General features: G+C 53.7%; 21 protein-coding genes. 18 read left to right on the top strand and 3 right to left on the bottom strand.

Features of this window, described 5'->3' with window-relative positions:
* The first annotated feature begins 8 nt into the window (after positions 1 to 8).
* The 6 genes from cybC to C0557_RS01400 all read left to right on the top strand — a co-directional run bounded on the left by cybC (position 9) and on the right by C0557_RS01400 (position 6030).
* Entirely contained in the window at positions 9 to 395 is a 387-nt protein-coding gene (gene cybC, locus C0557_RS01375) for a cytochrome b562 (RefSeq protein WP_208657235.1), read from the top strand.
* Positions 396 to 996: 601 nt separating this feature from the next.
* Positions 997 to 1923, top strand: coding sequence for a PLP-dependent cysteine synthase family protein (locus C0557_RS01380; protein ID WP_208657236.1), 927 nt, complete (start codon positions 997 to 999; stop codon positions 1921 to 1923).
* A 34-nt stretch (positions 1924 to 1957) separates the two neighbouring features.
* Complete coding sequence (locus C0557_RS01385; protein WP_208657237.1) at positions 1958 to 3022, top strand: ATP-grasp domain-containing protein; 1065 nt, start codon at positions 1958 to 1960, stop codon at positions 3020 to 3022.
* On the top strand, positions 3019 to 3555 hold the full coding sequence (locus C0557_RS01390) for a hypothetical protein (RefSeq protein WP_208657238.1): 537 nt from the start codon (positions 3019 to 3021) through the stop codon (positions 3553 to 3555). The genes C0557_RS01385 and C0557_RS01390 overlap by 4 nt, the downstream gene beginning before the upstream one ends.
* A 4-nt stretch (positions 3556 to 3559) precedes the next feature.
* On the top strand, positions 3560 to 4822 hold the full coding sequence (locus C0557_RS01395; RefSeq protein ID WP_208657239.1) for an acetyl-CoA carboxylase biotin carboxylase subunit family protein: 1263 nt from the start codon (positions 3560 to 3562) through the stop codon (positions 4820 to 4822).
* Positions 4768 to 6030 carry an MFS transporter gene (locus C0557_RS01400; protein WP_208657240.1) on the top strand — a complete coding sequence of 421 codons (1263 nt, stop codon included), beginning with the start codon at positions 4768 to 4770 and terminating at the stop codon, positions 6028 to 6030. The genes C0557_RS01395 and C0557_RS01400 overlap by 55 nt, the downstream gene beginning before the upstream one ends.
* 63 nt (positions 6031 to 6093) lie before the next feature.
* On the opposite strand, the gene C0557_RS01405 is transcribed toward C0557_RS01400, so the two are convergent.
* Positions 6094 to 7056 carry a quinone oxidoreductase gene (locus C0557_RS01405; RefSeq protein WP_208657241.1) on the bottom strand — a complete coding sequence of 321 codons (963 nt, stop codon included), beginning with the start codon at positions 7054 to 7056 and terminating at the stop codon, positions 6094 to 6096.
* A gap of 106 nt (positions 7057 to 7162) precedes the next feature.
* Here C0557_RS01405 and C0557_RS01410 point away from each other — a divergent pair, with 106 nt between their 5' ends.
* From C0557_RS01410 to C0557_RS01460, 11 genes are all read left to right on the top strand, one after another.
* Entirely contained in the window at positions 7163 to 8056 is an 894-nt protein-coding gene (locus tag C0557_RS01410) for a LysR family transcriptional regulator (protein ID WP_208657242.1), read from the top strand.
* A 250-nt stretch (positions 8057 to 8306) separates the two neighbouring features.
* Entirely contained in the window at positions 8307 to 8645 is a 339-nt protein-coding gene (locus C0557_RS01415) for a glycine dehydrogenase (RefSeq protein ID WP_071892783.1), read from the top strand.
* Positions 8646 to 8655: 10 nt separating this feature from the next.
* Positions 8656 to 9018, top strand: coding sequence for an SFCGS family glycine-rich protein (locus tag C0557_RS01420; protein WP_020456288.1), 363 nt, complete (start codon positions 8656 to 8658; stop codon positions 9016 to 9018).
* Positions 9019 to 9020: 2 nt separating this feature from the next.
* A complete protein-coding gene (locus C0557_RS01425; protein WP_035887026.1) occupies positions 9021 to 9317 on the top strand; it encodes a DUF4312 family protein in 297 nt (98 codons plus the stop codon).
* Between the two features lie 51 nt (positions 9318 to 9368).
* Positions 9369 to 10145 (top strand): DUF4311 domain-containing protein, encoded by a 777-nt coding sequence (locus tag C0557_RS01430; RefSeq protein WP_208657243.1) that lies wholly within the window; start codon positions 9369 to 9371, stop codon positions 10143 to 10145.
* A 9-nt stretch (positions 10146 to 10154) separates the two neighbouring features.
* Positions 10155 to 10796 carry a DUF4310 family protein gene (locus C0557_RS01435; protein WP_007372812.1) on the top strand — a complete coding sequence of 214 codons (642 nt, stop codon included), beginning with the start codon at positions 10155 to 10157 and terminating at the stop codon, positions 10794 to 10796.
* Between the two features lie 42 nt (positions 10797 to 10838).
* Positions 10839 to 11972, top strand: coding sequence for an amidohydrolase/deacetylase family metallohydrolase (locus tag C0557_RS01440; protein WP_074774305.1), 1134 nt, complete (start codon positions 10839 to 10841; stop codon positions 11970 to 11972).
* Complete coding sequence (locus C0557_RS01445; protein WP_107147175.1) at positions 11956 to 13071, top strand: DgaE family pyridoxal phosphate-dependent ammonia lyase; 1116 nt, start codon at positions 11956 to 11958, stop codon at positions 13069 to 13071. Before C0557_RS01440 ends, C0557_RS01445 begins: the two co-directional genes overlap by 17 nt.
* Entirely contained in the window at positions 13068 to 13808 is a 741-nt protein-coding gene (locus C0557_RS01450; protein ID WP_208657244.1) for a KDGP aldolase family protein, read from the top strand. Before C0557_RS01445 ends, C0557_RS01450 begins: the two co-directional genes overlap by 4 nt.
* A 56-nt stretch (positions 13809 to 13864) precedes the next feature.
* On the top strand, positions 13865 to 15010 hold the full coding sequence (locus C0557_RS01455) for a lactonase family protein (protein WP_208657245.1): 1146 nt from the start codon (positions 13865 to 13867) through the stop codon (positions 15008 to 15010).
* A gap of 14 nt (positions 15011 to 15024) precedes the next feature.
* On the top strand, positions 15025 to 16935 hold the full coding sequence (locus tag C0557_RS01460) for a transcription antiterminator (protein WP_208657246.1): 1911 nt from the start codon (positions 15025 to 15027) through the stop codon (positions 16933 to 16935).
* Positions 16936 to 16970: 35 nt separating this feature from the next.
* Here C0557_RS01460 and C0557_RS01465 read toward each other — a convergent pair whose 3' ends face one another.
* A complete protein-coding gene (locus C0557_RS01465) occupies positions 16971 to 17804 on the bottom strand; it encodes an oxidoreductase (RefSeq protein ID WP_208657247.1) in 834 nt (277 codons plus the stop codon).
* A 91-nt stretch (positions 17805 to 17895) separates the two neighbouring features.
* Here C0557_RS01465 and C0557_RS01470 point away from each other — a divergent pair, with 91 nt between their 5' ends.
* Positions 17896 to 18849 (top strand): AraC family transcriptional regulator, encoded by a 954-nt coding sequence (locus C0557_RS01470; RefSeq protein ID WP_253073769.1) that lies wholly within the window; start codon positions 17896 to 17898, stop codon positions 18847 to 18849.
* A gap of 49 nt (positions 18850 to 18898) precedes the next feature.
* Here the strand turns inward: C0557_RS01470 and nrdG are convergent, their stop codons facing one another.
* A complete protein-coding gene (nrdG, locus tag C0557_RS01475; RefSeq protein ID WP_043955374.1) occupies positions 18899 to 19363 on the bottom strand; it encodes an anaerobic ribonucleoside-triphosphate reductase-activating protein in 465 nt (154 codons plus the stop codon).
* Positions 19364 to 19584 lie beyond the last annotated feature (221 nt).

The raw sequence follows: 19584 nt of genomic DNA on the forward strand, positions 1-19584 counted from the left end.
AGTGAGCAATGCGTAAAAACCTGTTAGCGATCCTTGCTGTGTCGTCATTGTTTGTCGGTTCGACGGTGTTTGCCGCCGATCTCGGTGATGATATGGATACCCTCAACGAAAATCTCAAAGTGGTGCAGAAAACCAGTGACGCCACAGAAATGAAAGATGCGTTAACCAAAATGCGTACCGCTGCGCTGGATGCACAAAAAGCCACACCGCCGAAGCTGGAAGGTAAAGCGCCGGACAGCGCCGAGATGAAAGATTTCCGTCACGGTTTTGATATCCTGGTGGGTCAAATTGACGGCGCGCTGAAGCTGACTAACGAAGGCAAAGTGAAAGAAGCGCAGGCGGCAGCGAAAGGGTTTGTTGATACGCGCAACACCTATCACAAGAAGTACCGTTAATCGGCTTTGAGCAACACGTATAAAGCATTACTCAGGGGGAGAGACAGCGTTTTCCCCCTTATCCCCTCCCTGCGCGTTTCCGTATTTAGCCAATAATGACCAAATTTGGTAGCTTGCTTTCCTGGCTTATTAAAAACCGTTATTCGAAATATTGCCGAAAATACACCGACATATTGACTATGCAGTCGCACAGGTGAAGATTATTTGCCTTATTTTAACGCAATGAAATTATCACGAATGCCGAATACAAAGATTGAAATAATTCACTGAAGGGATCTCTGCGTTGCAAATAATATTGTGCTGCAATCGCCATATGAACAATAAAACTTATTCAGCGGACTCTGTCTGGTTGAAAATCCTGTCTTTTTGCATGGTTATAAAAATACATTCTATTTTTTATTTGATTGTCACTGTTATCATTTGTTGTTTATAAATTCTTTTATTGTAACTATATGAAATATATGGATAAATACAATCAGGTTATTATTTGAACAGCATTGTCTATTGATTGACTGTTATTAATTTTGAGCATAGTTTTATAAGGCTGGCTTATGATAGCTGGCTGTCTTATTCTTGTGACAATTTGATGGATTAAATACCTATGACAGGTGATATCACGGATTCAATTGGCAATACGCCATTGATAGAGATTCTTAAAAACCGGCAGTTCAATTCTCATCTTTATGTCAAGCTGGAATCATTCAACCCCGGAGGATCAATAAAAGACCGGGTTGCATTACGAATGATTTCTCAATGCGAACGGCATGAGAAAATTAGACCCGGTATGGAATTGGTTGAAGCTACTTCAGGTAATACAGGTGTTGGCGTTGCCTGGATCGGAAAGCATAAGGGATATAAAGTCACCATCGTTACCCATGATAAAATCAGCAAAGAGAAACTGGCGTTATTAAAACATCTTGGCGCTAATGTTATCCTCACTTCATCATCCTCCCCCGTAGGTTCCAGAACTCACTATATAGAAATGGCTAAAGAATACGCGGCAGTTGCCGGGCGGTATTATCTGAACCAATTCTGTTCCCCTTATAATAGTGAAGCTCATTACTTTTCAACGGCGCCAGAAATATACCAACAAACGCAGGGCAATGTGGATGCCATTGTTTGTGGTATCGGATCCGGCGGTACCGTTATGGGAATATCGCGTTACTTCCGCGAACATGCTCCCAATGTAAAAATTATTGCTATTGATCCAGCCGGTTCGATTTACCACGCAGATAAATATTCGGAAGAGCGTCAGCCAAAACCCTGGTGTATTGAAGGGGTCGGTTCTGATTTTATCCCGGAAATATATGACAAAAAATTTGTCGATGACATTTATCAGGTTACAGATAGAGAAGCCATCGAAACCTGCCATGAGCTGTATACCAGTGATGCAGTAGATATTGGCCTGTCGAGCGGTGCCATCGTTTCAGTGGCGAAAAAAATAGCCGAAATGGCACTCTACAAGCATATTGTTTGCATCTCTCCTGACTCCGGTGAGCGGTACATCTCTAAACTGGCGGCAATATAACCCAGCAATCTATTTTTATGGGGAACCCCTAATTATGACTGTTTTTTATTATAAAACAGATGATGAGCTATATTCAAATTTCGACCTTGAACGAAACGTTCTTACTAATTTGAAAAGTACGCTGGAAGACAAATTCATTGTATTGGTTGAAGGCGATCATTCCGACGAAAACAAAATATACACGCATAATGCAGCCGCTGAGATACGGGGCATTCTGGCTATTGATAAAGCCCTGTCTGCTTTGGGGTTCAATTACAAAAGAGTGGCCAGTACCGACGCCAAAATAAAAGATTATCTGGCTGTTGCCGATTATGCATTTATTTATGCGCAGGGCGAGTTTGGCGAAGATGGTCGTATTCAGGGATGGCTGGATTATCTTGGTGTTGCTTATCCTGGACCGGGCATCGCAGCCAGCGCCATTTGTTGTGATAAATTATATTTCAAGCACGTTATGAAAAGTTCAGGCATTAATACCGCGCCTTATTACGAACTGGAAAGCGGTGAAACACTGGATTCATTACAGACAAAAGCCGCTATCCTTGCTTATCCGGTAATGATGAAAGAAAGGCAGGGTAGCAGCAGCCTGGGCATTACGTTAATTAAAAACGACCAGGATTTGAAATACTGGAAAGAACAGCAGTGTGTGAAAGGTATCACTTCGTACTTAATGGAAAAGTATATTGATGGTGCGTTTGTGACGGTTGGAATTATCCAATTATCAACCGGATATTATGTTCTGCCGGTACTGACTACAGAGACGGAAGCGCAGTTTTATGATGCCGAATTGAAACTTGGCAAAAGCAAAAACAGTATCCACTACTGTTTGGGCGGCAGCTTTTCTGCAACACAGCAGCAAACCATAAAAGAGACGGCGTGGCAGGCATTTTTGCACAGTGGCTGTGAAGGCATTTCCCGGGTCGACATGATGATTCAGGGCGATAACGTCTTTGTCCTGGAGATCAATACCGTGCCAGGGATTTCTCATGGCGGGAATTTTACCCAAATGTTTACCTCTTTCGGCTTCAGCTATGAAGAAATGATCCTCGCAATAATGAATACGGCATTTCTTAAGCAAGCAACGCACCAGGCACCGATGTGAAAAGACCACCTTACGTTTGCCAGTATTGGCACGCGGAACTCAATGAGTCCCATAGCCTGCCTGCGTCGTTGACGGAACTGCTTGATTTTTGGTCCGTTCGATCATGTGGGCTGGCGTGCGCAAGCTCGGCACTCTTATTACTGGAAGGCATTCATGTTCCTGTCCAAACATTGTTCAACGCTTGTGTCAGCATCGGCGGGTATACCGCGCAGGGCTGGCGGCATGAACAACTTGCGCAGGTGATTTCAACGCATGGCATTACCGTCCGGGCGATGCCGTTGAGTCTGGAGCAGGTGATAGAAAAACTGACAACATCACAGCTCATCATCGCTTCCGTTACGCATAAATTTCCGTGCGATGGCCGTCGTGGTGGGCATCTGGTTTTGCTCTATGCGCTCAGGAATATGTTTGGCCAACGCTTTATCTGTTTTATGGATCCGACAACCTGGGGGAAAACACATCATGCCGTTACGGTTGAACAGTTTTCCTGTAGTTTTTCAATGAAGGGCATCGTCCTGTCTGGCAGGGAATAAAAACATGGCACATTTTCTTTTTATCAATGCAAACCTTACTGGCCTTAAAGCAATTAAAGAAATTATTTCTTTAGGGCATGATATTTCTTATATCGAATCGACCTCTTTTATCTGCTACGCTGACACTGACGAAAACAAATATATTAAAAAGTCGTTAACTGATATTTATTATTTTGAAGATACTGACAAAGCCGATAAGCTTCTGAAGCTCGCCTGTGAAATAGATAAGAAAAAACCGCTTGATGGGATAATTTGTATTGCAGAAAACTCAATGGAATCGGCTGCTGCGGTAGCCGAAGCACTGCATTTGCCTTTTCCTTCATACCATGCAGTCTTAAAGAGCAGAAATAAAGATAATACGCGTGAGTGTCTTAATCAACACGGTATTAAAAATGCAAAATTCCGCCATGTGAAAACCAATGGCGATTTAGTTCGTGCTGCCGATGAAATAGGTTATCCTCTGGTTATTAAGCCTAAAACCTCCCTTAACAGTGTGGCGACTGCAATTGTTCGTGACGCTTCACAATTGCATCGCGCCTGGCAGGGGATCATGGATGCTGTCGCTCGCGAACCGTTAAAAATGCAGGAGCAGTATTTACGCGGGTTTCTGGTGGAGGAATACCTGGTCGGTAATATGGTATCCGTGGAAGTCGCGCATGATGGTTTAACATATAATGCGTTTATGATTTCCGGCCGGGGACGTTCAAGCCAGAATGAACTCGTAGAATACCGAATTGATATGCCTGCGCTATTAACCGAGTCTGAACAGAAATTATGCCGCGAATATACGATTTCTGTTCTTTCCGCGCTGGGATTAAGCCATGGGATTTTCCATATTGAATTGATCCTGACGAAATCAGGGCCGGTGCTTGTTGAAGTTAACCCGAGAATTATGGGTAGCTATATGCCTATCCTTTATAACAATGTCTCTGGAAACAATATATTCCGCTGGCTTGCTGATATTCATTCCGGCGTGCCATTGAACGAACAGGAGATTCTGCAAAGCGACGGCGTCGGCAGCGCTATCCGCTTTGATGTCGCCAAAGAGGGAAGCTACTCGCCGCAAAAATTCCGTGAACTGGTATTGTCGTGGTTCCGGCCAGTCTATGAAGAGTTACCCGGTCAACAAGGTATGTCGCAGGTTAAACCGGGTGAAACGATAGGGCGGATTCAGGTTATCTATCCGAACCATCAGACGCTGGAAAACGATCTGTGCGGCTTTTTTGCGCAGGTTCAACAGGAGATGGAACTGGAGTTACTCCATTGATTAAAGAAAACGCTATAGATTATCCGCTCACTGGCAGACGTAATATTGCAATGCTGGTGGCAGGATCTTTTATTGCGACAGTCGGGAGAGGCGTGACTCTCCCGTTTTTGCCGCTGTTTTTACATAACCAGTTGGGAATGTCTATCCTCAATACCGGTAACGTACTTACGCTGGCAATTGTCGTCGGGATTTTATTGAGTATCGTCAGTGGAAAGTTGGCTAACCTTTTCAGCCATAAATTATTATTGACATTATCGCTGCTTATTTTTTCCTGCTCATTTTTAATTCTCGGCTATTTCTACTCTGCCGTTGTTTTTGTTATCTGCTTTACGTTGATAACCTGCTGCTACGCATTATATTCCACGATCATCAAGTGCTTTATTTCCGACCATTTCAGTGATGAGGAGAAAACCCGCGTTTTTTCTCTGAATTATACCTTTATCAACATTGGCTGGATGGTTGGACCGTTAATCGGTGCCTGGCTGGTGGGAAATCATGTCTATTTCCCTTTTCTTTTATCTGCCATATTGGGCCTGCTGGCGATTGTCGCGACGGCGGGTTTGACGATGAGAACACAGCCGGTAGTCGCCGCGTCTCCTTCATTGCATACACCCGTGCGGGATAAACAGCGGTTTATTATTCTTTTGGTTTTCACGCTGGCTATTTTCCTGGCCTCCTTCGTCTTCGAACGGTTTGCCAGTTGTATTTCACAAATTCTGATGGTGAACCATGATGCGGTAACCGTGGGCAATATTGTCTCTGTTCTGATTACCACCAACGCGATTACGGTTGTGTTGTTCCAGTACATTACCGGTAATCTCATGAGTAAGTACTCATTCGCCATGGGATTCCTGGCAGGGACAATATGCCTGGTCGTGGGGTTATTTATCTTCAGCGCCGCCGGTGAAAGCCGGGTTGTCTGGATCGCGGGAATGTTTTTTTTCTCGTTCGGCGAGATTATTTTTGCACCGTTGCAATATCGGGTCATTGACCAGATTGCGCCGCCCGCGGAGAGAGCCTTTTATTTCTCATTTCAGAACATGGGCAGCCTTGGCGGGGCGATAAATCCGGCAGTGACAGGCGTGCTGCTTGCGTTTATGCCTCCAGCGGACGTCCCTGTCGTGTTGATACTGGTGAGCGTATTCTGTTTTGCGCTGTTTTATGCCGGGATTGCGTTATCGCGCAGGCTGGCGCCTGCGACAGCATAATGTTTATCGCAGAGCGCCCATTTACTGGGGCGAAGCCGCCATCCGCTATGTTGATTCCGCCGATTACGGAATCAACAGCACCTTGCCGCTGAACAGCCGGTTCTCCAGCAGGCTATGCGCCTCTTTGCCGCGGGAAAGCGGAAATGATGTCACCGTGGGCAACGTGATATCTCCGGCTTTCAACAGCGCAAACAGCCGATCGGCGCGGCGCTGTCTCTCCTGTTGCGAGGTGAGGTACGTCCAGAGATCGGCGCCGATAACGCCTCCGGATTTCAGTAACAACCCGGTCGGATCAAAGGCCGGGATCTCGCCGCCGGACATACCGAATAACACCACCCGGCCGCCATCTTTCAGGCTCTGGATACTTTCCAGCAGCGTGCTGCCCACCGAATCAAAAACGATATCGCAGCCCGCTGAATGCCAGGCGCGAACCTGTTCTGGCCAGCCGTAATAATCGGTTGCGACCTCGGCACCATTGTGCAGGCAGGCAGCCTGTTTGCTTTTACTGGAGGCGACAGCGAAAACATGCACGCCGCGCGCCACCAGCATTTGCGTCAGCAGATTGCCAACACCGCCCGCTGCCGCCAGTACCGCAACATGCATACCCGGCTCGACGGGTAAGATGTCATGCAGCAGATAATCCGCCGTTAAGCCCTGTAACAATATTGATGCGGCTTCCGCTTCCGAAACCCAGTCAGGCAGGCGGATAGCATGATCCTGCGGCACCAGAATATGGCTGGCATGTGCCAGCGGAACATCGGCAAAACCAACGCGATCGCCCACCTGCCAGCCTTCCACGCCGCTACCGACGTTGAGCACGCGCCCCGCGCCTTCGTAACCGGCAATCCACGGTGCCGTTCCCGCCAGCGGATAACGCCCCTGACGACGATAAATATCGGCAAAGTTCAGCCCGGCGGCGGAAACCTCCACCAACAGTTCGCCTTCGCCCGGTTCCGGCTCAGGGCTGGTGCGCAACCACAGCACTTCGGGGGAACCAAATTGATCAAAAACCAGCGATTGCATCATGAAAAAATCCCGCAGATGATAATCACATTATTATTTCTCGCCGCTATGCGAGGATAAATGCGGGTTTATTATCTTCATTTGATACTGAGAATTTGGAATAGCCAAAATGGATTATTTGAAATGCGTTGAATCCTTTGTCACGACGGTGACCTGCGGCAGCTTTACGGCGGCGGCAGAAACGCTGGGGATCACGCCCGCGATGGTGGGCAAACATGTGCGCGAGCTGGAGCTCAGAACGGGCTGTCAGTTGCTGCACCGCACCACGCGCCGCCAGGGGTTAACGGATGCGGGCCAGCGTTTCTACCAGTATGGGTTGCAAATTCTGGCCACGGTGCGTGACGCGGATGGGCTGGCAAGCGAGCTGTATGAAAATGTCGCCGGGCTGCTGCGCATCAGCGCGCCGGTTGCCTGGGGGAATCGGGTGCTGACGCCGATCCTGTCGCGGTTTTTGCAGCATTATCCGGGCGTGAATGCGGAGATGGTGCTCAGCGACCGTAAAGTCTCGCTAATTGAAGAGCGTTTTCAGTTGGCGATTCGGATTGGCGCCATTAACGATGACGGTAGCGTCGCCATTCCCCTTCCGCCGTATCGCATGTTACTTGCGGCCTCGCCGGACTATCTGGCTCGCCACGGCGTTCCCGGTTCGCCGGAAGAGCTAAAGCACCATCACTGCGTCAGCTTCAGCCAGTGGCGTTCGGATCATCGCTGGCAACTGGAAGGGCCATCCGGCACGCAGGAGATTGCCATCACGCCCCGGCTGATGGTCGACTCCGGCGAGGCGCTGCGTCAGGCGGCGCTCAGCGGGCTGGGGATTGTGCAGCATGCTTTTATTACGCTGCAACGGGACATTGACGCCGGTCGGCTGTGCAGGGTGCTGCCAGAGTGGCTGCCGCCGCCAAGACCGATGCACCTGTTGCGTTTGCCCGGCCGTCCGCTGCAACCGCTGGTCGCCTCTTTCACCGATCATCTTCTGCGTGAGCTGAAGGCGGATCAGCAATAAGAAAACCTTATTGCGCTCACGCTTTTCCCTTCGGCTTCCGCGTTTGTTTCTGCTTCCGCAAGGGCGTTTTTCCGCTTCTTTTGCGTCAATCTGTGACGCCTGCGCAGTGATATATCTCTTCCCGGACGATTTATGTGGCGCAGATCACTAACGCCTTTTCCCTTTCCACTTTGAAGTGGAAAACTCCTGGCTACAAACTCGTAACCCGCAACGTTAGTTTTATCTCAACGAGATGAATGGGGTACGACGAGTGAATAACGGAGCGGTAATGAACGATGCCCAAGAGCGGGTGGAGCAAACGGCAACCCTGGCCGGGCGCATGCTGACGCAGGTCTATGCGCTGCTGAGCAATCACGGTATCACGCCGAATGCGGTACAGCAGCAGATGCTGACCTCCCATGTTCGCGCGATGGCGCACCGGTCGGTGACCGGCGAACCGCTGCCGGAAGTGGATGCCAGCCTGTTTGATGAAATCTCGCCTGAATCAATGAACCTGGCCCGTGAAGTGGTGGCAGCGTTTGGCAATCTTCCGGAAGAAGAAGCCTGGCTGCTGTCGGTGCACTTCGAAGTGGCAAAAGAAAACCTCTAAGGAGCAAAAAATGGAACAAATTACCGTAGTGATTGGCGATCGTCTTGGCAAAGGTCAGAAAGTCGCAGCCGGCGTTGAAAAAGCGGGCGGCCGCGCCGTGGTAGTACCGGGAGTAGCGGCAGATATGAAACTGGGTGATGTGATGAAAGCGGAAAACGCCACCTTCGGTATTTCGTTTTGCGGCAGCGGCGGCGCGGGTGCCATCACTGCGCAGAACAAACACGGCTATAAAGCCAAATACGGCATGCGCTCCGTGGAAGAGGGCGTTACCGCCATCAATGAAGGCTGCAATGTTCTCGGCTTCGGCTTTATGGACAAAGAAGAGTTGGGCGAGCGCCTGGTGCAGGCGTGGCAGAAAAAATACGGCGCATAACCATGAAAGAACAGTTCACCACCACGGTCAGGGTTAAGGGAAAAGGCGAGGCGAAAGCGCGCGCCTTCGCGGATGCGCTGAACCAGGTTCAGGCCGCGGTGATGAAAGCGTCGCCGCAGATTTTACTGCGTATCGAGCCACAGGATGTGCAGGTTGTTCATGCGCAGGAAACGATACGGAAAGAGGCGTTTTTATTCCTCTTTCTGCGTCGGGAAAGACGGACGTACAGCGTGGAGCTGGACGTCACCGTCAACGTGACCGCCATCAATCTCGATAAAGTGGACTTCGTCACGAAATAACTCAACGCATACCCGGTGAATCACCTCCGCTGGGTAGAAGAGGGCAGACTGATGTTCTTAATCATACTAATAAAATCGCTCATCATCGGCGGCCTGGTTGGCGTCGGTGTTGGCGCGGGGGCTGCACGCATGTTCCATGCGCCGACCACACAAGGGATGGGCGCATTTCGTACACTGGGCGAACTGAATTCCTGCGAAGGCGATCCTGCATCGCATTTCTCATTCGGCTTAGGCTTCTTCTTTAACGCCTGGGCCTCGTCCGTTGCGGCGGGTTCTTTTACCCAGGACGTTGACCACCGCATCATTCCGAACTGGGGCGCGGCGGCGTTGATGGTGAAAAACCGTAACGTCGGCGAAACCCTGCACGATCCGAAAAAGATGGCGATCGCCTGTGGCCTGATTGGCATGGTGGTTGTCACCTTCCTTAACCTGACGGCTTCTTCCGTTCCGGCGGCTTTGCAGGTCACCGCCGTTAAAGTGCTGGTTCCGGCGGCCAACCTGCTGGTGAACACCGTAATGCCGGTGATCTTCTGGCTGGCAGCCATCGACGCAGGCAAAAAATCGGGTTTCTGGGCCACCGTCTTTGGCGGCGCGGCGCAGCTGATTATGGGCAACGCCGTACCTGGCCTGGTACTGGGCATTCTGATTGGTAAAGGTGTGGAAGAGAGCGGCTGGAACCGCGTCACCAAAGTGATGATGACGGCCATTGTCGCACTGTTTGTGCTGAGCGCCTTCTTCCGCGGCTTCGATGTGAAAATGATCGAGTCCTTCCACCTGAGCGCGCCGAACTGGCTGGAGCTCATCCACAACTCGCTCAGCGGCAAATAAGGAAGCGAAATGGAACAGAATAAAGGGTTTTGGTACGCCGACTGGTCGTTCCCGATCTTTGTTGGCCTGCTCTCTTCCGGCGTATTCGCCGGGACACATATGTACTACCTGTACGGTATCGGCGCGTTTAACGAAGTGGCGTTTGTTTCGATGCTGCGTTCCGGCATGGACACTGGCGTATACGGCGCGGTTGCCGCGTTTGGTGCCAGCTTCCTGTTCGCCCGCATTATCGAAGGTTCGCTGGTCGGTATTCTTGATATCGGCGGCGCAATCCAGACCGGTGTCGGCCTCGGTGTTCCGGCGCTGTTGCTGGGCGCGGGGATCCTCTTTCCGGTGGAAAACTTTGTCGCCTCGCTGGCAACCGGCCTGGTGCTTGGACTGGCCATTGGTTACCTGATCATCCTGGCGCGTAAGTTCACCATCAACCAGAGCGATTCCACCTACGGCGCAGATGTGATGATGGGCGCGGGTAACGCGTCCGGTCGCTTCCTCGGGCCGTTGATTATCCTCAGCGCGATGACCGCTTCCATTCCGATTGGTATTGGTTCGCTGGTCGGCGCGCTGCTGTTCTACCTCTGGCAGAAACCGATTACCGGCGGCGCGATCCTCGGCGCTATGCTGCTGGGCTCTATCTTCCCGGTTGCCCTCTGAACCCTACGGGCGCTGCGGCGCCCGTTATTACTGGAGATTCGCATGTTTGATTTACTCCTGCGCCGGGCGCGTCTGGTTGACGATACGCTGACGGATATCGCCATCAAGGCAGGGAAAATCGCCGCGCTGGGCGAGATAAACGACCCGGCGGTTAAAACGCTCGATCTGCACGGCGAACACTATGTCAGCGCCGGGTGGATTGATTCCCACGTGCACTGCTACCCGAACTCGCCGATTTACCACGATCAACCCGACAGCGTCGGCATCAACACCGGCGTGACGACGGTGATTGATGCGGGCAGTACCGGTGCTGATGATGTCGATGATTTTTATGCCATTACCCGCGAAGCGGCGACCGAAGTGTATGCGCTGCTGAACATCTCCCGCGTTGGGCTGATTGCTCAGAACGAGCTGGCCAATATGGCTAATATCGACGCGAACGCGGTACATGACGCGGTGAAACGCCACCCGGATTTTATCGTCGGCCTGAAAGCGCGCATGAGCAGCAGCGTGGTCGGCGAAAACGGCATCGCGCCGCTGGAACGCGCGAAGGCGATCCAGAAAGCCAACGGCGATTTGCCGTTGATGGTGCACATCGGCAACAACCCGCCGAACCTCGATGAAATCGCTGAGCTGCTGACCTCCGGTGACATCATTACCCACTGCTATAACGGCAAACCGAACCGCATTCTGGCTCCGGGCGGCGAGTTACGCGCTTCCGTGGCGCGCGCCATTGCGCGCGGTGTGCGTCTTGATGTTGGGCACGGCAGCGCCAGCTTCAGCTTTGCGGTGGCTAAACAGGCCATCAGCCTCGGCATTCTGCCGCAGACCATCAGTTCTGATATCTACTGCCGCAACCGGATCGACGGCCCGGTGCGATCGCTGGCAAACGTGATGTCCAAATTCCTCGCCATTGGCCTGTCGCTGCCGCAGGTGATTGCCTGCGTGACCGACCACGCCGCCGCTGGCCTGCGCCTGAAGCATAAAGGGCGTCTTGCCGTCGGTTTCGACGCCGATCTGACCATTTTTGACCTGCGTCGCCAGTCGGTACTGTTCACCGATGCGGAAAACGACAGCCTGCAGGCCGAACAGTTACTCACGCCGCTGGCCGCCATTCGCGCGGGCAAAGGCTATCTGACCGAACAAGGGAGTGCAGAACATGCCTTCGATTTATGAAAAGTACAATTTAAAACAGGTGATTAACGCCTCCGGCCGGATGACCGCGCTGGGCGTTTCCACCCCGCGCCCGGAAGTGGTGGAAGCCGTGCTTGGCGGCATGAATCACTACTTCGAAATGAAAGATCTGGTGAACAAAACCGGCGAATACATTGCGAAGCTGCTGGATGTTGAAGCGGCGACCGTTGTCTCCTGCGCCTCGGCGGGGATTGCGCAATCCGTTGCGGCGGTGCTGGTGCGCGACAGCGACTGGCTGCTGGAGAATCTGCACAGCACGGTGATGGAGAACAACGAAATCGTGCTGCCGCGCGGTCATAACGTAAACTTCGGCGCCCCGGTCGGCACGATGGTGGCGCTCGGCGGCGGGAAAGTGGTGGAAGCGGGTTATGCCAACGAATGCTCCGCCGATCAGCTGGCGGCGGCAATCTCGCCGCGCACGGCCGCGATCCTCTACATCAAATCGCACCACTGCGTACAAAAAAGCATGCTCAGCGTGGAGCAGGCGGTGGTGGTGGCGCGTAAGCACAACCTGCCGCTGATTGTCGATGCCGCAGCGGAAGAGGATTTGCAATGCTACTACCGCGCCGGGGCCGATTTGGTGATTTACAGCGGCGCGAAGGCCATCGAAGGGCCAACCAGCGGGCTGGTGATCGGCAAAACCCAGTACGTTGAGTGGGTGAAACGCCAGACGGCGGGCATTGGCCGCGCCATGAAAGTGGGCAAAGAGGGCATTCTTGGCCTGACTTGCGCCATCGAACACTATCTGAGCGCCCGCAAAGAGAGCGGCGCGGAGATGGTTGCCAAAATGACGCCGTTTATCGATCAGCTCAACACGCTGCAAGGCGTGAGCGCACGTGTCGTGTGGGACAGCGCAGGGCGCGACATTGCCCGCAGCGAAATCAAGTTTGATGAAGCGGTAACCGGCATCGCCACCGGCGAACTGGTCAGCGCGCTGAAACAGGGTGAATACGCCATCTATTTCCGCGGTTACAAAGCCAATGAAGGCATTATCGAAGCCGATGTGCGCAGCGTGAGCGCTGAGCAACTGGCGATTGTTTATCGCCGCATCGCCGAAGAATTGAAGGAGCAACACGCATGAAACTGACCCCGAACTTTTACCGCGATCGCGTCTGCCTGAATGTGCTGGCAGGCAGCAAAGAGAATGCCAGTGCCATCTATGAAGCGGCTGAAGGCCATGTGCTGGTCGGCGTGCTGTCCAAAAATTACCCGGACGTGGCGACGGCGGTAGCGGATATGCGCGACTACGCGGCGCGTATCGATAACGCGCTCTCTGTCGGCCTGGGCGCAGGCGATCCGAACCAGTCGGTGATGGTCAGCGCCATCTCCCGCGACGTACAGCCGCAGCACGTCAACCAGGTGTTTACCGGCGTGGCAACCAGCCGCGCGCTGCTTGGGCAGAATGAAACAGTGGTTAACGGCCTGGTCTCGCCGACCGGCACGCCCGGGTTGGTGAAAATCTCCACCGGGCCGCTCAGCAGCCAGGCAGCCGACGGTATTGTGCCGGTGGAAACCGCCATTGCACTGCTGAAGGACATGGGCGGTAGCTCGATTAAATATTTCCCGATGGGCGGGCTGAAGTGCCGTGATGAGTTTCAGGCGGTTGCCGATGCCTGCGCGCGCCATGACTTCTGGCTGGAGCCGACTGGCGGTATCGATCTGGAGAACTACAGTGAAATCCTGCGCATCGCGCTGGAGGCGGGCGTCAGCAAAATTATCCCGCATATCTACAGCTCGATTATCGATAAAGCGAGCGGTGATACCCGTCCGGCGGATGTACGCCAGTTACTGGCAATGACCAAAGCGTTAGTGAAGTAAACATTCTGCCCTCCCGCAACCTGTGGGAGGGAAACACACACGATAAAGGAGCCACCATGCACACTGCCCGTCATCTGCTTGCTGCTTCACTCTCCCTGCTGGCGACCAGCGCCATTGCTCAGACGCAGTACGCCTGGGTGGGAACCTACAACCCCAACGGCGAAGGCGTTTACCGCTTTACCGTTGACCCGCAATCCGGCGCGCTGAGTAACAAAACGCTGGTCAGCACGCTGCCGAATGCGGCGCAGCTTACCGTTTCGCAGGATGGCAAAACGTTGTATGTCGCCAGCGAAGTGGAAAAGGGCGTGGTGCAGGCGCTGCGTATTGGCGATAACGGCGCATTGCAGGAGCTAAACCAGGTGTCATCCGGCGGTGCCGGGCCGGTTTATCTGGCACTGACGCCGAATGGGCGCTATCTGCTGGTGGCGAATTATGTCAGTGGTACGATTGCCGTACTGCCGGTAAAAGCCGACGGTAGCCTCGGCGAGGCGGTGGACAGCCATCAGGATCAGGGCGAACCGGGAGCCGCCAAACCTGCAGCCGCCGTGGAGGGCAGCTTTGCCATCAGCGATCATAACGGCCCGCATGCGCATATGATTGCCGCCGATCCGCAGGGGAAATTTGTCTTCTCGACCGATCTGGGCCTGGATCGCATTTATCAGTACCGCCTGGAGGCGCAGAGTGGCAAGTTAACGCCTAATGAGCCTCCTTTTATCAACGCGTCTTCAAAAGGCGCCGGGCCGCGTCACTTTGTCTTTACGCCAAAAGGTGATGGGCTGTGGTTGATCAATGAAGAGGCTTCAACGTTGACGTATTACACGCTGGACAGCGCCAGCGGAACGCTGAAAGAGGGCAAAACCACCTCGGCGCTGCCAGCAACGTACAAAGGCACCAGCTTTGCCGCCGGTCTGGTACTCAGCCGGGATGGTAAACAACTGTATGTGGCGAATCGTCTGCATAACAGCGTGGCGCACTTTAGCGTACAGCCGGATGGCACGCTGGCGCATCAGGATGATGTCTGGACGCGCGGCGACTATCCGCGCTCGCTGACGCTGGATAAACAGGGGCGCTGGCTGTACGTCATGAATCAACGCAGCGACAATATCACCCGTTTTCGCGTTGCGAAGGACGGTAAGCTAAGTTTTGTGCCGGATTACACACCGGTGGGCAGCCCATCTCAGATGGTCATTTCCTCTCACTAAGCCAGGAGACTGATGTGCGATTCCCGAACCAACGTTTAGCGCAGCTGTTTATGATGTTGCAAAACGAGACACTGCCGCAGGATGAACTGGCGCAAAGGCTGTCGGTCTCCACGCGTACCGTTCGGGCCGATATCACCGCCTTAAATGCGCTGCTGGAGCACCACGGCGCACAGTTTATTTTGACGCGCGGCAGCGGTTATCAACTGAAGATCGATGACGCAACGCGTTACCAGACACTACAGGCTGCCCGCCCGCGCGCGTTGCGCATTCCCCGCAGCGGGCCGGAGCGCGTGCACTACCTGGTGGTGCGGTTTCTGACCTCTGCCTTTTCCCTGAAGCTGGAAGATCTGGCGGATGAGTGGTTTGTCAGCCGCGCCACGCTGCAAAACGACATGACCGAAGTGCGTGAATGGTTTTCCCGCTATCGCCTGACGCTGGAAACCCGTCCGCGCCACGGCATGAAGTTGTTTGGCAGCGAGATGGCACTGCGCGCCTGTCTGACGGATCTGCTGTTTGAACTGGCGCAGCAGAACGCGCACAACCCGCTGATCACCGAAGAGGCGCTCAACCCTGGCGTGCCGGAAGCGCTGGCCGCCATTCTGCATGATTGCTTTAGCCGCTATCACATTCGCCTGACTGATGAGGGCGATCTGTTTATCCGCCTCTATTGTGCGGTGGCGGTGCGGCGTATCAGTGAAGGGTATCCGCTATCGGAATTTACCGCCGAAGATGGCGATGAGAACGTGCGCGATGCGGCGCGCGCCATTTCTGCCGCGCTACAGCAACTGGCGGGAAAACCGCTGGCTGCCTCGGAAGAACACTGGCTGCGGGTACATATTGCCGGGCGGCGCGTGCAGGAGATTGCGCCGAGCGCCATTAGCGCTGACGACGACGAAACGCTGGTGAACTACATTCTCGGCTATATCAACACGCACTATAACTACAACCTGCAAAATGACGATCAACTGCATGCGGATTTACTGACGCATATTAAAACCATGATCACCCGCGTGCGTTACCAGATCATGATCCCTAACCCGTTGCTGGATAACATCAAACAGCACTATCCGATGGCCTGGGATATGACGCTGGCGGCGGTATCCAGTTGGGGCAAATACACGCCGTATGTCATCAGTGAAAACGAAATTGGCTTCCTGGTGCTGCATATTGGCGTAGGGCTTGAGCGCCACTACAACATTGGCTACCAGCGCCAGCCGCGCGTGCTGCTGGTGTGCGATACCGGGAATGCGATGGTGCGGATGATTGAAGCGGTGCTGGCGCGCAAATATCCGCAAATTGTCGTCTCGCGCACCGTGACGCTGCGCGACTACGAGCAATGCGACGGTATTGCGGAAGATTTTGTCATTTCCACTGCGCGGATCAGCGAGAAAGACAAACCGATTGTCACCATTGCGCCTTTCCCCACTGATTACCAACTGGAGCAGATCGGCAAGCTGGTGCTGGTGGACAGAACGCGTCCGTGGATGCTGGAAAAGTATTTTGATGCCGCGCATTTCCGCATTATCGACGGCACGATGGACCAGCAGACGCTGTTTAAAACCCTTTGCGATCAGCTGCAGGATGAAGGTTTTGTCGGCGCAGAGTTTGTGGATTCTGTGGTGGAGCGTGAAGCGATTGTCAGTACCATGCTCGGCGAAGGCATCGCGTTACCGCATGCGCTGGGGCTGCTGGCGAAAAAAACCGTTGTCTACACCGTGCTCGCACCAAAAGGCATTCAGTGGGGCGAGGAGATCGCGCATGTCATCTTCCTGCTGGCGATCAGTAAAAGCGAGTATGAAGAGGCGATGGCGATCTACGATATTTTTGTCACCTTCCTGCGCGAGCGCGCAGCTTCAAGGCTTTGCGATTGCGCCAGTTTCGCTGCCTTCCGCAGCGTGGCGATGGAGTGCGTCAGCCGGTTTTGACACAACCGGGTAGTGGCTACCCGGTTGTGTAGGGGTTACCCGTCGGTGGAACGCGTCACGCTCTCCCAGGCGTTGATTTCTGTTGTCAGCGTCGCCAGTTTCTCCCGCACCAGCGTGAGCGCATCGCTACCTAACAGCAGATGGGCGGGCGGCGTGGCGCTTTGCATAATGCTCAGGATCGCGCGGGCGGCTTTTGCCGTATCACCCGGTTGCTTGCCGCTTTTCTCCTCACGCGCTTTGCGGATCGGGTCGAAAAGCGCATCGTAATCGGCAATGGAGCGGGGTGTGCGGATCATCGAACGGCCCGCCCATTCAGTACGAAACGAACCGGGCGCGACGGCGGTAACAAAAATGCCAAACGGCTGCACCTCTTTGCCCAGCGCGTCGGAAATTCCCTCCAGCGCAAACTTGCTACCGCAGTAGTAAGTAATGCCTGGCATGGTAATAAAACCTCCCATCGAGGTGATGTTGATAATGTGCCCGCGCCGCCGCTGGCGCATGCCCGGAAGCACGGCTTTCATCATGGCGACGGCACCGAACACGTTAACCTCAAACTGGTGGCGCAAGGCGTCCAGCGATGACTCCTCCATTACCCCTTCATGACCGTAACCGGCGTTATTCACTAGCGCATCAATTGGCCCCACGCTGGTTTGCGCTTCGGCAATGACACTGTCGATCGCTGAGAAATCCGTGATATCCAGGATGCGCCCGTAAGCGCGGCCAGAGGACAGCGCCTCAAACGCTTGTTTTGCCTCCGTATTGCGCACCGTACCGATCACGCGATAGCCAGCGGCCAGCGCTTCCTGCGCCAGCGCACGGCCAAAACCGCTGCTGACGCCGGTAATAAAAACAATTTTTTCTGCGGACATTGTCGTACTCCCATGAAAAATGGAAGCTGCATAATATTGTCTGTACTGGGCGTTTTTTAGGCCATATATTCTCTTTTTATTGCCTAAAATTATGAGTAACGATGTGATGATGCCTTTCCCCGATCAGCCGCAAATGGTGGCGCTGCTGAAAGAACTGGCTCCGCAGGAGGGCTACAATCTGACGGCGCTCGCGGATATCCGTATTCTGCGATCCAATCGCCCGCTCGCCAGAACGCCGGTGCTCTACGATCCCGGCATTGTCATTGTCTGCCAGGGCAGTAAACGCGGCTATTTCGGCGAGCAGCTCTACCTTTATGACGAACAGCATTATCTGGCCGTTTCGGTTCCGGTGCCTTTTGTGATGGAAACCGAGGCGTCTGCCGAACGTCCGTTGCTGGCTATCTATATGCATCTCGATTTTCAGGTCGCGGCGGAGTTGCTGCTGCACATTGAGCAGCAGGGAGCCACGCATGCAGCGGCAGTGCCGCAAAGTATGATGTCCAGCCCGATGGACGGCGGGATGCGGAAATCGGTATTGCGGTTGCTGGAAGCGCTAAGCTCCCCGCTGGAGGCGGCGGTCCTTGGGCCAGCACTGGTGCGTGAGCTCTATTTCCGCGTATTAACCGGGGCGCAGGGACATGCCATGCGTTCCGCGCTGGCGCTGCAGGGGCAATTCGGCAGAATCTGCAAGGTGCTGCGGCATATTCATGCTGCGTATCACCAACCGCTGAGTTTGAGGCAACTGGCAGATGAGGCGGGAATGAGCGTGCCCACATTCCATAGTCATTTCAAAACGATGACGCAGATGCCGCCGATGCAGTATGTCAAATCAGTACGGCTGCACCAGGCGCGAATGCTGATGGTTCGCCAGGAGATGACGGCTGCCGCAGCCAGCTATGCGGTGGGTTATGAAAGCCCGTCGCAATTTAATCGCGAGTTCAAACGGTTGTTTGGCCTGCCGCCTGCGCAAGAAGTGCAGAGAATGCAGCAGAGTTTCGCCGTCCCGCCGCCGCATCCGGCTTCTGACTTTATCTCTTCGCACTGAGTTTTTGCGAGCCGCTTACCGGCAAGCCCGTAAGCGGTTGTAGCGGTATTCACCGCAAGTGATGCACGACCTGGTTGCTGCTGCCGCGCCAGATCAGCATCGGGTCTTTCAGATCCTGAACGAATTTACCGTCAACCAGCACGTTGATCAGGGCTACGACCTCAAGCTGAGCGGCATTCAGTTCATCCATTTTGTAACCGGTCCACACCCAGATATCTTTGCCGGGGCATTCGGCGCGGATGCGGGTCACCAGCTTTAAAATGTCCGGCACGTTCTGCGGGTGTAGCGGATCGCCGCCGGAGAGCGAAATGCCCTGGCGTTTAACGCGCGTATCGTTGAGATCGGCGATGATGCGATCTTCCATCTCCCGCGTGAAAGGAACGCCGGAATTGAGCCGCCAGGTGCTTTTGTTGTAGCAGCCGGGGCATTCGTGTACGCAACCGGAGACGAACAGGGTGCAGCGGGTGCCGGGGCCATTAACAATGTCTACAGGGTAGTATTGGTGGTAATTCATTTTTCCTCGTCGCATTTGGCGCTGTAGCTGCGTTGGCTGCTTGAGCGCACCCGGGTCACTTACTGGAGTAAGCTCCCCGGGATTTACTCGTTTGCCGCCTTGCTACAACATCAACTGGTTAGAGGAAACGCATCAGACAAAAAGTTGTAGCGGCAGAAAACGTAGGCCCGATAAGCGTAGCGCCATCGGGCAATCAGCTACGGTGGCGTCACTGATCGTGT

Source organism: Kosakonia sp. MUSA4 (genome assembly GCF_013085925.1).
Lineage (GTDB): Bacteria > Pseudomonadota > Gammaproteobacteria > Enterobacterales > Enterobacteriaceae > Kosakonia > Kosakonia sacchari_B.

Coding starts and splice junctions, on each gene's coding strand:
- cybC (WP_208657235.1), top strand. CDS start 9: ATGCGTAAAAACCTGTTAGCGATCCTTGCTGTGTCGTCATTGTTTGTC.
- C0557_RS01380 (WP_208657236.1), top strand. CDS start 997: ATGACAGGTGATATCACGGATTCAATTGGCAATACGCCATTGATAGAG.
- C0557_RS01385 (WP_208657237.1), top strand. CDS start 1,958: ATGACTGTTTTTTATTATAAAACAGATGATGAGCTATATTCAAATTTC.
- C0557_RS01395 (WP_208657239.1), top strand. CDS start 3,560: ATGGCACATTTTCTTTTTATCAATGCAAACCTTACTGGCCTTAAAGCA.
- C0557_RS01405 (WP_208657241.1), bottom strand. CDS start 7,056: ATGATGCAATCGCTGGTTTTTGATCAATTTGGTTCCCCCGAAGTGCTG.
- C0557_RS01410 (WP_208657242.1), top strand. CDS start 7,163: ATGGATTATTTGAAATGCGTTGAATCCTTTGTCACGACGGTGACCTGC.
- C0557_RS01420 (WP_020456288.1), top strand. CDS start 8,656: ATGGAACAAATTACCGTAGTGATTGGCGATCGTCTTGGCAAAGGTCAG.
- C0557_RS01425 (WP_035887026.1), top strand. CDS start 9,021: ATGAAAGAACAGTTCACCACCACGGTCAGGGTTAAGGGAAAAGGCGAG.
- C0557_RS01430 (WP_208657243.1), top strand. CDS start 9,369: ATGTTCTTAATCATACTAATAAAATCGCTCATCATCGGCGGCCTGGTT.
- C0557_RS01435 (WP_007372812.1), top strand. CDS start 10,155: ATGGAACAGAATAAAGGGTTTTGGTACGCCGACTGGTCGTTCCCGATC.
- C0557_RS01440 (WP_074774305.1), top strand. CDS start 10,839: ATGTTTGATTTACTCCTGCGCCGGGCGCGTCTGGTTGACGATACGCTG.
- C0557_RS01445 (WP_107147175.1), top strand. CDS start 11,956: ATGCCTTCGATTTATGAAAAGTACAATTTAAAACAGGTGATTAACGCC.
- C0557_RS01450 (WP_208657244.1), top strand. CDS start 13,068: ATGAAACTGACCCCGAACTTTTACCGCGATCGCGTCTGCCTGAATGTG.
- C0557_RS01455 (WP_208657245.1), top strand. CDS start 13,865: ATGCACACTGCCCGTCATCTGCTTGCTGCTTCACTCTCCCTGCTGGCG.
- C0557_RS01465 (WP_208657247.1), bottom strand. CDS start 17,804: ATGTCCGCAGAAAAAATTGTTTTTATTACCGGCGTCAGCAGCGGTTTT.
- C0557_RS01470 (WP_253073769.1), top strand. CDS start 17,896: ATGAGTAACGATGTGATGATGCCTTTCCCCGATCAGCCGCAAATGGTG.
- nrdG (WP_043955374.1), bottom strand. CDS start 19,363: ATGAATTACCACCAATACTACCCTGTAGACATTGTTAATGGCCCCGGC.